This is a genomic window from Bacteroidota bacterium (assembly GCA_018692315.1).
Classification (GTDB): domain Bacteria; phylum Bacteroidota; class Bacteroidia; order Bacteroidales; family JABHKC01; genus JABHKC01.
Genome location: JABHKC010000056.1, coordinates 1 through 13800 on the forward strand (window position 1 = coordinate 1; position 13800 = coordinate 13800).

Here is a 13800-nt window from a genome sequence, read left to right on the forward strand (position 1 = left end):
CAAGGCTATAAAACAAACAAATGGACAGGCTTATTAATTCAAGATTTTGTTTTGAAAAACTGGAAATTTAAAATTAGCAAAAGAACTGCTCAACTCTGGCTGTCGAAAGTATTGTGATTCTTTTTCATGCGTTTGCCCTGGAATTATTTGATAAACTTTTCAGTATGACTGCAATTATGATAAATATTTCGTCTAACAACATCCTTCATTTTGTCCATTACACCAATTTTTTATAATGTCTATTTTTGCAATCTGAATAAAACTACCTGAAATTTCAAGTGAAAAATTTATCAAAAATCTTAATTAAGAGTCAACCGCGAAAAAGTCCAATTTCATGCTTTTGCTATTTTGCAGCATTCTACACAATTGTTAAATTGCTGAAAATCAGTTTTGCCCCATACCTAAATGGAGCCTTGTTTTCAGCAACCGTTAAAATATTGAGTTTTCGGAGCAGACTCAATTTAAAGAAGATTTTCAATAGAACTTGCAATTTTTTCCATCAGCCATCGGGGGGTTGATGTAGCTCCGCAAATTCCTATGGTTTTAGCATTTTCCAACCATTCATTTTTCAGTTCCGGCAGGTCAGAAACAAAATAGGAATTTGGATTTGTGTTTTTGCAAACTTCATAAAGCATTTTCCCATTCGAGCTTTTTCTACCGCTCACAAAAATTATCACATCGTTATTGCTTGCAAATTCACGCAAGGATGGTTCGCGATTGGTAACTTGCGAACAAGTTGTATTATTGCTAATAAATTGGGCTTTTGAGTTGATTTTTTCAAGTTGACTTTGAATTTCCTTCTGAATCTCGAAAAAGCCTTCTAAGCTTTGTGTAGTTTGCGAGAAAAGATTTATGGGTTTTGTGAAGTCTATTTTTGATAAATCTTTAAGAGTATTAATAACAATTGCTTTTCCTTTAGTCTGGCCAACCAATCCGTTAACTTCTGCATGACGATTTTTACCGTAAATAACAAGTTGTCCATCGATTTTTGAGATATCGTCGAAACCATTTTTAATTCTGTTTTGCAATTTTAAAACAACAGGACAGGAGGCATCTATTAACTCAATATTGTTTTCTAATGCAATTTTGTATGTTTCCGGTGGTTCTCCGTGGGCACGCAGCAGTACTTTGCAGTTTTTTAATGATTTAAATTTTTCGTGATCGATAGTAATCAAACCTTCATTTGATAATCTTTTGACTTCTACATTGTTATGAACTATATCGCCAAGACAATAAATTTTATCTTCTTTTTCGAGAATTGCCTCAGCCATTTGAATTGCGTAAACTACGCCGAAACAAAAACCCGATTCTTTATTTATTTCTATTTTCATAATAAGTGAAATTCTATTTCTGAAAATCGTTTAGAATTTTCAAAATCCAATCTAATTGCTCTTTTCTGGAGATTTTACTATTATCTAAAACCATCGCATCTTTATCCATTTTCAGCGGACTTTCTTTTCTGTTTTCGTCAATAAAATCTCTGTTTTTAATATTTTCAAAAACTTCTAAATATGTTGTGTTAATATCTTTTTCTATCAGCTCATCATATCTTCTTTGAGCTCTGATTTCTACGCTTGCTGTCATAAATATTTTAATATCGGCATCCGGAAAAACTACAGTTCCAATATCTCTTCCATCCATGACTATCCTTTTTTGTTTGCCCATTTCTTGCTGCTGTTTTACCATTTCTACACGCACTTCCTTGATTTTGCTGATCTGGCTAACATAATTTGCAACTTCCAAAGCTCGAATTTCTGATTCGACATTTTTATCGTTTAAAAATATTTCATTTTCACCCGATTCTTCATTTTTTTTGAAACTGATACTTATGCTTTGAATTTTTTCAAAAAGAGTTTTGTCATCAACTTTATCATTTGAAATAATGTTATTTCTCAGGCAAAATAGTGTAACTGCCCGATACATGGCACCGGAATCAATATATGTATAAGCAATTGTTTTTGCAAGGTCTTTAGCAATTGTGCTTTTGCCGCAGGATGAGTGCCCGTCAATTGCAATTATTAGATTTTTTTCTATTTTCATTTATATAAGTGAAATTGGAATTTTGATATTGAAAATTGTTTAAACACAAATGTTACATTTATAATTCATAATCTTCCCAATGGCTATCGGGACATAATTCCCAATACATTTACAGAAAATTAAAAAACATTCTGCCAATAAATAAATAAATAACTAATCCTGTTATATCGTTTATGGTTGTAATAAATGGTCCGGTTGCAAGTGCCGGATCAATTTTCAATTTATTAAGAAATAGCGGAATAAAAGTGCCGAAAATTCCGGCAAACAAAATAATTGCAAACAAAGCTGTACTAACTGAAACAGTTAGGGCAAAATTCGAGCTAAAGAAATAACTATATATAAATATTAATGATGACAATATTATTCCATTTATCAGTGCAATGAGCAACTCTTTTATAAGTTTTCTGCCAATGCTTTCGAGCCCAATAGTATTGTTTGCAATTCCTTGTACAATAATTGATGAAGATTGCACACCTACATTTCCAGCCATAGCTCCAATTAACGGAAAAAACAAAGCTAGTCCAATATATTTGTCAAGATCGTCCTCGAAAAATCCAATAATTCTGGCACCAAAAATTCCGCCGAAAAGTCCGATCAGGAGCCAAGGTAATCTTGCTTTAGTAAGCTTCCATGTGCTATCAGAAGATTCAACATCTTGAGTAATACCCGAAACCATTTGGTAATCTTTTTCGGCTTCTTCACGAATAACATCAACAACATCGTCGATTGTGATACGACCAACTAACCTGCCAATACTATCTACTACAGGAAGCACAATCAAATCGTATTTGTCCATAATATTTGCCACTTCTTCCGAAGTAGCCTCAGTTTTCACTGTTATTACATCTTTATTATAAATCGCAGAAATATTTTTTGTATCGCTGCTAAGTAGCATTTTCTTCAACGAAAGTGTGCCTTTTAAAATATCATCGTTATCTACAACATAAACATAATACAATTCATCGACATCTTCGGCTTGTTTGCGCATTTCAGAAATGCAGGTAGTAATATTCCAATTTATATTAACACAAATCAGCTCTTTTGCCATCAATCCACCGGCAGTATCTTCATCGTAGTGAAGCAAATCGACAATATCTCCAGCTTGTTCAAGATCGTCGATATGAGAAAGTACTTCTTCTTGTTTTTCTTCCGAAAGCTCGCCAATGATATCCGCAGCATCGTCAGAATCCATTTCGTTAATGAATTGTTTTGCAATGACCTCGCTGGGTAGAACTTTAAGAAATCTTTCTCTGTCGTCTTCTTCCAATTCAACAAGAACATCGGCAGCTTTTTCTCCATCCAATAATAAATAAAGATATTTTGCTTCTTCAATACTTAATTCATCGTAAATCTCAGCAATATCGGCAGCATGTAGCGACTCCATAATTTCCAAAGCAACCGAATTGTCTTTCCTTTCAATTGTCTTCTTAAGATTTGTAACGAACTCTTTTGTAAGCTCAAAATTTGTTTTTAGTTTCATTTTGCGATTTCTCCTTCCATATCGTTTTTTAAGCTCATTTTTTCCGCAAAATTAGTTAAATCATTAAAATCTTCAACACCAAGTTGCTCTGGACGCTTCAAAAGTAGCTCATTTTCTATATTTTTGTCTAACTCTCCAACCACACTTTTTAGTGTATTTCTGATGATTTTCCGTCTATGATTGAAGGTGGCTTTCACTATTTGAAATAGCAGTTTTTCATTACAATTCAAAATGTTTTTTTCTTTTCTCACAAGCCTGATTACTGCCGATTTCACTTTTGGCGGAGGATCGAAAACAGTTTCGCTCACCGTAAATAAATATTCGACATCGTAGAAAGCCTGCAAAAGAACACTTAAAATTCCGTAAACTTTATTCCCTTTTTCTGAACAAATCCGTGCTGCAACTTCCTTTTGAATCATACAAACTACCTGGCTTACTTTGTCTCTGTTTTCGAGCACTTTAAAAAAAATCTGGCTTGATATATTGTATGGAAAATTACCGATAATGTGAAGTGGAGCTTTGGCAATTTGTTCGATATTCATTTTAAGAAAATTGTCATGATATATTTTGTTTATCAAATTTGGAAATTTCATCTTCAACACATCAACTGCTTCAGAATCAATTTCAACCACCGACAATTCGATATCTTTTTTTTCAAGAAACTCTGTTAAAAATCCTGTTCCGCCGCCAACTTCAATAACTTTGTGAGATTCATTATTTTCCTTAGTTTGTAGAATTAAACTATCCGAAATTTTTTGTGCAATGTTTTTGTCAATTAAAAAATGTTGCCCTAATGTTTTTTTTGCTCTGATTATGTTCATAATTATTTAATTAGAAATTGGAAATTGATAATTTTACAAATTACGATTTTCCTTTGCTACTTCTCTGTCTTTCCTCAATCCGTAGAACCTGCCCACAATGATTCCTACTGCCCAAAAAATTAGAACAGAGGTAAACAGGTTTTCTTTGAAAAAAATAAATCCAAATATGAAACCTGCCAGCAAACCAGCAATTGTGCCATAAGCCGAATAAAGCGATGCAAAATATGTTTTTGAAAAAATTTGATGTTCGGTTTTCAAATGTTCTGTAATTTCATCGGATAGATGTTCATACTCTTTCCGCAATTTCACAGAATTATTTAAGTAATTTCCTAAATTTTTTGATATGTCTTCAATTTCTGTTTTTTTTTGAATACAAACACTGCATTCTTTGGAGAATTTCTCTACAATCGAAGCCATTTTTACGATTTTATCGACACCGTAAAATTTTATATCCTTTTTATAAATTAATGATTTTTGAGATTCAATATTACTCTCAATCATTTCAATCCAATCTGTTTTCACAAATAAAATATTTAAATATCATTTTTGCAAGATTACTTAATAATTTGCACTTTTTCAAAAATGTTCGGCTGTCTGTTAAATTCTGGAAAGGGAAATTTTGAAATCGAAAAATATAGCAAAAATCATATTTAAGAAGAATCTGCAATACTATTTTTGGTAATTTTAATTTAACTATTTATTATGAGAAATTACATTACAAAATTTGTAGCAGTAGCTATTTTGCTTTTTGTTTCAGCAGTAAACGGATTTGCTCAGGAAATTGAAACCAGCAAAATTTCACAAATATTAGAAGTTCAACAATACAATCGTGCTATACATATTATGGCTATGTTGTTGATTGGTTTTGGTTTTTTGATGGTATTTGTAAAAAAGTATGGTCGTTCGGCAATTACTGCAACTTTTCTTCTCGTTAGTATTTCAATTCCTATGTATCTTTCAATTAAAGAGATAGGGATTTTTGAAGGAAAAAGCGAAATTGAACAATTTGTACTTGCTGAATTTGGTGCTGCAAGTTTACTTATTGCAGCAGGAGCAATTCTCGGACGAATAAAAATGTATCAATATTTAATACTTGGATTATTATTTATTCCATTTTATATATTTAATGAATTGGTTGTTCTTGATGATCACTTTCATTTTGTGGGAACAATTGCCGATACGGGTGGCTCAATAATTATTCATGCTTTTGGAGCTATTTTCGGAATTTCGGCAGCAATTTCTTTAACTACAAAAGAACATCGTGAAATCCCTATTGAAGCCGATGCTACTTCCGACAGATATTCACTTCTCGGTAGTATGGTTCTTTGGGTTTTCTGGCCAAGTTTCTGTGCTGCTTTAGTTCCAGTTGAACTTATTCCTACAACTGTTGTAAATGTGTTTTTAGCTCTTTGCGGTTCAACAATTGCAACTTATATTGCATCGGTTTCCATTAGGGGAAAAATAAATGCTGCCGATATTGCAAATGCCGCTCTTGCCGGAGGTGTTGCTATTGGTGCTACCTGCGATTATGCAACACATTACGAAGCAATGATTATCGGACTTATTGCCGGAGCAATTTCTACTGTAGGATTTGCAATTTTTCAGGAAAAGCAAGAAAAATTTCATAAAATTATTGACACCTGCGGAGTATCAAATCTTCATGGAATTCCTGGTATATTTGGTGGTTTAGCAGCTATTGTTGTTGTTGATGGTCTTGATATTGCTGCTCAACTTAAAGCAATATTAATAACCGTAGTTGTTGCAATTGTTGGCGGACTATTGTCAGGAAAAATTGTTTCACTAATCGGAAAAAATAAGGAAATATATAACGATATTGCTGAATTTGAGGATGTGGAATAAAGACTGAGAAATTATTTTTTTGTTGGTTTCCACTCGCTACCATAAATTTGCAACTTGTTATAGAAGGGAAGTATTTGGAAATACCCTCAAGACCCAGCGGATTTTCAAAACCCACTGGGTTTTCCAAAAACAAAACTTTACAGTATAGTGAGAGCCTAATTCCACAGATAAAGCAAAGTATCTACCGCTAGCATTTTATTTGATAATCTTCGTCTGGATTTCTCAATCAGATGCTGATTATTCCCTATTCCATTGACCTTGCTGGAATGAATTGTACATTGTATTTGTAATTTGATAATTGTAAACTTTTTTCTCAGCCTCAAAAAAAGATTTAGCCAACTACAAATACTTGCAAACTATCATTACAATTTTTGTAATTTTGCATTTTTTTAATGATAAATATTATTTCTTATGACTTTACTGTCTGATAAAATAATTTCAGAAGGTTACACTTTCGACGATGTATTGTTAATTCCTTCGTACTCAGAAATATTGCCAAGAGATGTTGATATTTCTACCCAATTTTCAAAAAACATTGTTTTGAATTCCCCGATAGTTTCGGCAGCCATGGATACGGTTACTGAATCGAACCTTGCAATAGCAATTGCACGTGAGGGAGGCATTGGTGTCATTCATAAAAATATGAGTGTTTCGGAGCAGGCAAAACATGTAAAACGTGTGAAACGTGCTGAAAATGGAATGATTTACGACCCAATTACAATTAAGCAAGACCAAACGGTTGGCGATGCCCTGAATTTGATGGGAGTATATAAAATTGGGGGAATTCCTGTTGTTGATGATAATTCGCGTCTGATAGGCATTGTAACAAACCGAGATCTTAGATTTCAAACTAACACAAAATCTTTGATTAGGGAAGTTATGACACATGAGAATTTGATTACAACTACCACATCGATAAATCTTGAGCAAGCTGCACAGATATTAAAAAAGTATAAAATTGAGAAGCTTCCTGTAGTTGACGAGAACAATACTTTGAAAGGACTTATTACATATAAAGATATTTTCAAAGCAAAAGATCGACCAAATTCCTGCAAAGACGATAAAGGCAGATTACGAGTGGCAGCGGCAATTGGCATTGGTAGCGATTCATACGAAAGGCTCGAAGCTCTTCATACAGCCGATGTCGATTGTATAGTTATTGATACAGCTCACGGCCACACCAAATCGGTTATTGAGGTTTTGAAAGCAGCAAAGAAAAAATATTCCGATATTGATATTGTTGTTGGGAATATTGCAACTTCGCAAGCAGCTATTTCTTTGGTAGAAGCTGGTGCAGATGCTGTAAAAGTTGGGATTGGTCCTGGTTCAATTTGTACTACAAGAGTTATTGCCGGAGTTGGTATCCCACAACTTTCGGCTATTTATGATGTTGCTAATGCTTTGAAAAACACATCGGTACCTGTAATTGCGGATGGCGGAATCAGATATTCGGGCGATATTGTAAAAGCAATTGTGGCCGGTAGCAGCTCGGTAATGTTAGGTTCGCTTTTTGCCGGAGTCGAAGAGTCGCCCGGCGAAACTATTATTTATCAAGGCAGGAAATTTAAGTCGTATCGTGGTATGGGTTCAATAGAAGCTATGCAGCAAGGCTCCAAAGACAGATACTTTCAGGATATGGAATCTGATATTTCTAAATTAGTTCCTGAAGGAATTGCTGCAAGAGTCCCTTTCAAAGGAAATTTAAGCGAAGTTATGTACCAATTGATTGGTGGGCTGAAAGCTGGTATGGGTTATGGAGGAGCAAAAAATATTAAAGAATTAAATCAAGGAAAATTTATTAGGATTACGAATGCAGGAATTACAGAAAGTCATCCGCACGATATAACTATTACGAGAGAAGCTCCCAATTATAGCAGGTAGTTTGTTTTTTTTGATTTTAAAATTTGTATTAAAAATAAAAATAGAAGTAAAAAATGAAAAATTTAGTTCAAAAAATTTCAATTTTATCAATTTTGACATTAGTAATAATTTCCTCGGCTTGTAAAACTGAAGAGATTTTGTTGCAAATAGACAATAAAAAAGTTCCAAAAGCAGAATTCATAAGGATTTATGAAAAGAATAATTCTTCGGAAAATAAGATAGACAATAAATCAATCGATGAATATCTTGATCTTTTCACAAATTTTAAACTGAAAGTAACTGAAGCAGAAAACTTAGGTTTAGATACGACACAGGCTTTTGTTTCGGAACTTGCAGGTTATAGAAATCAATTATCCAAACCTTATCTGGTAGATGAAAATGTAGATCAGGAATTAGTGAAAGAGGCTTATAACCGATTGAAAAGTGATATTAATGCTAGTCATATTTTGATAAAACTCGGGCCAAATCCTTCATCGGAAGATACATTGAAGGCATATAATAAAACATTGGAGATAAGAGAAAGACTTCTTACGGGTGAAGATTTTGAAAAATTAGCAAAAGAATTTTCTGACGATCCATCTGCAAAAAGTAATGGGGGAGATCTAAACTATTTCACTGGATTTCAAATGGTTTATCCATTCGAATCGGCAGCATACCAAACCAAATTAGGCGAAATTTCTATGCCCGTAAGAACCAGATTCGGATATCATCTAATAAAAGTAAAAGATATTAGACCTGCACGAGGCAAGGTGCAAGTTGCTCATATTATGATTGCATTGCCGAAAAATTCTCCAGTAAACGAGGTAGCTAATGCTAAGAAAAAAATAGATAATATTTATCAGGAAATTCTTGAGGGTAAGGATTTTGGCGAAATGGCTGAAAAAAAATCAGATGACAAAAGCTCTGCAATGAAAGGCGGAGTTATGCCAATGTTTGGTACCGGACGCATGGTTCCTGAATTTGAACAAGCTGCATTTAATTTGAAGGAAATTGGAGATATTTCGAAACCAGTGAAAACTGCTTTTGGTTGGCATTTGATAAAATTAGTTGACAAAAAAGGTCTTGCGCCAATAGAAGAGATGGAAGCCGAAATTAAATCGAAAATTGCTAAAGATGCACGCTCAAAACAAAGTCGTAAAGTGCTTATCAACAGGCTGAAAATAGAATATAAATTAGTTGAAAATGAAGAAAGCCTAACTGCCTTTTATACTACATTGGATAGCTCAATTCTAATTGGAAAATGGGATGGAAAATCGGCAGAACACTTAAATAATATGCTTTTCTCAATTAATAAAAAGAAAATTCTTCAAAGCGATTTTACGGATTATTTAGTGAAGAAAAAATCGAACGAAAGGAAAACAAATTTCAAAGATCTGGTTAATAAAAAATATCAACTTTTTGTTGATGAAAAAATTCTTGAATATGAAGAAGAGAACTTAGAAAATAAATATCAGGAGTTTAGGTTGTTGATGAATGAATATCACGACGGAATTTTGCTTTTTGAATTGACAGATAAAATGGTTTGGTCGAAAGCTGTAAAAGACACAAGCGGACTAAAGGAGTTTTTCAGTAATAATGGAGATAAATATTCATGGAACGAAAGAGTTGATGCTTCTATTTATTCAATTGAAATTCAGGCGATAGACTCTGTCAAAATTTCAGATTCTGAGTTTAAAGCAATTTATAAAAATATTGTGGACAAAGCTCGAAAAATTGCTGCAAATAGAAATAGAACAGCAGTTTGTTTAGATTCAGCCATCAGCTTAATTAAGAGCAACTTTAATGAAAATGTTAAATTATACGTAAGTTTAAATGAGAAAAAGTACTCGAAAGGAGAAAAGGACATAATAGACCAAATAAGCTGGAAACCAGGTCTTTCAGAAAATATTGAAAAAGATGGATTAGTGAAATTTATTTTCATTTACGAAGTTCTGGAACCAGAACCAAAAAATTTAAAAGAAGCCAAGGGAATTGTAACTGCCGACTATCAAAATTTTCTTGAAGAAGAGTGGATTAAAAACTTGAGAAATAAGTATAAAATTAAAGTGAATGAGAAGGTTTTGGAAACCATGAAATAGGTAAATATTATTTCAAAACAATAAATTGCCATTACAGAAACTATTTTTTAATCTTTAAGTTTATAGAATTTTAGCATAAGACATTATGACTCAAAAATTTGCTTTTAAAGTTTTGATATTACTATTGATTTCAATTATTTTTTTTTCATGCAATAATCTGCAAAATTCTGAGGCAGATAGTCCGATAGCACAAGTTGAGGATAAAATTTTATTCAGCTCAGAAATTGAAAATCTAATTTCAGAAAATACTAGCAAAAGCGATAGCATCCAGATAGTTGAAAACTTTATAGAAAACTGGTTGATAACCCAACTTAAGCTAAGAAAAGCTGAACTAAACCTGTCGGATAATAATGATGAAATAGATAGAAAAGTCGATAATTATCGTTCAACTTTATTAATTTATAAATACGAGCAGCAATTCATTAAGCAAAAATTGGATACTATAGTTACAAATGAAATTCTTCAGAACTATTACGACGAATTTTTGAATGATTTTGTTTTAAACTGGAATATAGCAAAGGCTATTTATGTGAAAATCCCGAAATCGGCACCACAAATTTATCGTTTTAGGCGATGGTTTAAAAATTTTGATTCAAATATTGATGATGTTGAGGATTATATAAACGAAAATGCTGTCGATTATAACGATTTTGGTGAACACTGGATATTGTTCGATAGTTTAATTTCAAAATACGAACTCGGAATTACAGATCATGAGAGTTTTCTTAAAACAAAAAAATTCTTCGAAAAGAAAGAAGAGGCAAACCATCATTTTATTAATATTCAGGAGTACAAACTAAAAAATGAAGTACCACCGTTAAGCTTTGTGAAAAGTGAAATTAGGGGTATAATATTAAATAAACGAAAAATTGAATTGATAAAAGAACTAAACGAGAATGTTTTCACTGACGGTATTAAGCAAAACAAGTTCAAAATATTTAAATAAACATAATAGGGATGTTAAGAAAATCGAATTTTAAAATACTAATATTTAGCATATTAATTCTTACAATAAGTAAAATTTCTGCTCAGGAAAAAGTTGTTGATAAAGTTTTGGCAGTAGTGGGTGGTAAGATAATTCTTCAATCTGATGTCGAAAATCAGTATATTCAATTAACAGCACAAGGATATAATTCAGGCAGCGATTTGAAATGTGAATTATTGGAAGAACTATTGTTTCAAAAACTTTTGTTGAACGAAGCAATAATTGACAGTATTGAAGTTTCGGAATCGCAGGTTGAACAAGCATTGGATAGAAGGCTTAGGATGTTTGTAGCTCAAATTGGTTCGGAAGAAAAATTAGAAGAATATTTCAATAAATCGATTCTTGAAATAAAAGCAGATTTAAGAGATCTGATTAAAGATCAGTTGCTTACGCAGCAAATGCAAGAACAAATAACAGCTGATATTAAAATTACACCATCAGAAGTAAAAAAATTTTTAAAGGATATACCGAAAGATAGTTTGCCTCTGATAAATTCTGAAATTGAATTGGCACAAATTGTAAGATTTCCTAAGATTTCTGAGTCAGAAAAAATTGAAGTAAAGGAGCGTTTACATGGCTTAAGAGAGCGAGTCGTAAACGGAAGTAATTTTTCGACTCTTGCAATTTTATACTCTGAAGATCCTGGCTCTGCTAAGGGTGGGGGAGACCTTGGCTACATTGGCAGAAGCGATGTTGTTTCTGAATTTGCAGCAGTTGCATTCAATTTGAGAGAAAAAAATGAAGTATCGAAAATTGTAGAAACCGATTTTGGATACCATATAATTCAACTCATTGATAGAAAAGGAGAAAAAGTACATGTAAGACACATATTATTAATCCCTAAAGTTTCTCCTATAGTAAAAATGAAAGCCATTCAGCAAATGGATAGTATTGCAAATTTAATTAAGAACGATTCTATAAGTTTTGAAGAAGCTGCCGGCAAATTTTCTGAGGACGAGATATCGAGTACAAATGGAGGTATTGTTGTTAATGACCAAACAGGTACAACAAAATTTGAAAGCACAGAAATCGAAAAAAGTACTTATTATGCAATAAAAAATCTTGAAATTAATGAGATTTCAAAAACCTTCGAAACTAAAGATGAACGAGGGAAACTCAGTTTGCAATTTGTGAAAATCAATTCACGAACAGAGCCTCATGTAGCAAATATTAAAAGTGACTACTTGAAAATTCAACAAATAGCCCTTGAAGAAAAGAAACAAAAAGAAATTGAAGCATGGGTGAATGAGAAAATAGAAAATACTTATATTAGAATTGATGATTCATATAAAAATTGCAAATTTATGAACAAAAATTGGGTAAATTAAGAATTTTGCTTTATTTTGTTTCTGCTAATTTGTATTTCTGAGAAAATTGACGAGAAAATTTGAAATCCCCATTTTCATAAATATTTTTTTCTTTCTTTATAAAAACATACTTTTGCATTATAAATAAATAGTAGATTATGCAACAAGAAAATATACCCTTCAACAAGAAACTGGAGAAAATGATTTCTCTCTTAAAGAAAATTAAAGATAATTCTGAGAAGGCAAAACACCAAGGTTTAGATGAGAGTTTTTTTAAAAATGTCGATTTTATAATTAGCAATTATGAAATGATTAAAACTCAAATGCCTGGCGATTTTGTTGAACAAAATAACAATCCTCTGTTTGGAATGATGAATACTGTTTTCGACAAAATTTATCAGGATTTGCAAGATATGATGAAGGACTACAATTTGCTTGATATTGCCGATGAAATTGATAATTACAAAGAAGTAGCTAAGCCTGCAGTTGAAATAAAAGAGTCAGGGAATAAATCTGTTGAAGATGAATTAAAAGTTATCAATAACATGCTTACCAATCCTGAAATTTCGGAGGAAGAAATGAACGAATTGTTAGACCTGCGTGCAGACTTGATTGAAAAATCCTCAAAATCCTAAAACAAATATTACCAATCTTTTATTAATATCCGGTAAATCTTTTTTCCATTCAGCAATAGTTCGGGTTTCTATTGATTCGTTTTTCAGTGTTAAATCGCAAGCTATACACAATCGTGTTTGAGAGTTGCACGTTTGCACAATCTGTTCCAATAGATTTCCGCACCTATAAGGCGTTTCCATAAATATTTGTGCCTGATTTTCTTTCATGGCTCTTTTCTCAAGAAACCTTATTCTGTTTACTCTTTGCGGATTTTTTATTGGCAAATAGCCTGAAAATGCAAAGTTTTGACCATTCATTCCAGATGCCATCAGAGCTAATAGAATTGAAGAAGGACCAACAAGTGGAACGACTTTAATTTTGTGCATGTGAGCAATTCTAATAAGTTCCATTCCAGGATCGGCTACTGCCGGACAGCCTGCTTCCGAAATCAAACCCATGTTTTTACCCTCAAAAATAATTTGTAAAAAACCGGATATTTCTTTAATGTCAGTATTTTTATTTAACTCCAAAAATTCTATTTCTCTAATAGCTTTAGAAATTTTCAGACTTGAGATATATCGTCTTGATGTTCTGATATTCTCAACAACAAAAACATCTACTTTCTCAATTATTTCAATGATGTGTGGCGGAATTACTTCAGAAAAATTGTTTTCTCCCAGAGTTGTCGGGATGAGGTATAAGTTTCCTTTCATATAATAAAATTTTGCTTAAT

Annotated in this window: 12 protein-coding genes; 6 read left to right on the plus strand and 6 right to left on the minus strand. The window is 32.4% G+C overall.

Features of this window, described 5'->3' with window-relative positions; translation table 11 throughout:
• Positions 1 to 461 precede the first annotated feature (461 nt).
• The 5 genes from HN894_04765 to HN894_04785 all read right to left on the minus strand — a co-directional run bounded on the left by HN894_04765 (position 462) and on the right by HN894_04785 (position 4863).
• A complete protein-coding gene (locus tag HN894_04765) occupies positions 462 to 1331 on the minus strand; it encodes a 4-hydroxy-3-methylbut-2-enyl diphosphate reductase (GenBank protein MBT7142629.1) in 870 nt (289 codons plus the stop codon).
• Positions 1332 to 1344: 13 nt separating this feature from the next.
• Positions 1345 to 2040: a (d)CMP kinase gene (locus HN894_04770; protein MBT7142630.1), complete on the minus strand. Its 696-nt coding sequence runs from the start codon at positions 2038 to 2040 to the stop codon at positions 1345 to 1347.
• A 109-nt stretch (positions 2041 to 2149) separates the two neighbouring features.
• A complete protein-coding gene (mgtE, locus tag HN894_04775; GenBank protein ID MBT7142631.1) occupies positions 2150 to 3520 on the minus strand; it encodes a magnesium transporter in 1371 nt (456 codons plus the stop codon).
• Positions 3517 to 4341, minus strand: coding sequence for a 16S rRNA (adenine(1518)-N(6)/adenine(1519)-N(6))-dimethyltransferase RsmA (gene rsmA / locus HN894_04780; GenBank protein MBT7142632.1), 825 nt, complete (start codon positions 4339 to 4341; stop codon positions 3517 to 3519). The genes mgtE and rsmA overlap by 4 nt, the downstream gene beginning before the upstream one ends.
• A gap of 33 nt (positions 4342 to 4374) precedes the next feature.
• Entirely contained in the window at positions 4375 to 4863 is a 489-nt protein-coding gene (locus HN894_04785; protein ID MBT7142633.1) for a hypothetical protein, read from the minus strand.
• A 180-nt stretch (positions 4864 to 5043) separates the two neighbouring features.
• Here HN894_04785 and HN894_04790 point away from each other — a divergent pair, with 180 nt between their 5' ends.
• The 6 genes from HN894_04790 to HN894_04815 all read left to right on the plus strand — a co-directional run bounded on the left by HN894_04790 (position 5044) and on the right by HN894_04815 (position 13087).
• Positions 5044 to 6201 carry an ammonium transporter gene (locus HN894_04790; GenBank protein ID MBT7142634.1) on the plus strand — a complete coding sequence of 386 codons (1158 nt, stop codon included), beginning with the start codon at positions 5044 to 5046 and terminating at the stop codon, positions 6199 to 6201.
• 411 nt (positions 6202 to 6612) lie between these two features.
• Complete coding sequence (guaB, locus tag HN894_04795; GenBank protein ID MBT7142635.1) at positions 6613 to 8082, plus strand: IMP dehydrogenase; 1470 nt, start codon at positions 6613 to 6615, stop codon at positions 8080 to 8082.
• A gap of 53 nt (positions 8083 to 8135) precedes the next feature.
• Positions 8136 to 10160, plus strand: coding sequence for a hypothetical protein (locus tag HN894_04800; GenBank protein ID MBT7142636.1), 2025 nt, complete (start codon positions 8136 to 8138; stop codon positions 10158 to 10160).
• A gap of 85 nt (positions 10161 to 10245) precedes the next feature.
• Positions 10246 to 11106, plus strand: coding sequence for a hypothetical protein (locus HN894_04805; protein MBT7142637.1), 861 nt, complete (start codon positions 10246 to 10248; stop codon positions 11104 to 11106).
• 11 nt (positions 11107 to 11117) lie between these two features.
• The gene (locus tag HN894_04810) at positions 11118 to 12473 is read left to right on the plus strand and encodes a peptidylprolyl isomerase (protein ID MBT7142638.1); all 1356 of its coding nucleotides are present in this window, start codon (positions 11118 to 11120) and stop codon (positions 12471 to 12473) included.
• A gap of 137 nt (positions 12474 to 12610) precedes the next feature.
• A complete protein-coding gene (locus tag HN894_04815) occupies positions 12611 to 13087 on the plus strand; it encodes a hypothetical protein (protein MBT7142639.1) in 477 nt (158 codons plus the stop codon).
• Here HN894_04815 and HN894_04820 read toward each other — a convergent pair.
• Positions 13076 to 13780: an SAM-dependent methyltransferase gene (locus HN894_04820; GenBank protein MBT7142640.1), complete on the minus strand. Its 705-nt coding sequence runs from the start codon at positions 13778 to 13780 to the stop codon at positions 13076 to 13078. The genes HN894_04815 and HN894_04820 overlap by 12 nt on opposite strands.
• Between the last annotated feature and the right edge of the window lie 20 nt (positions 13781 to 13800).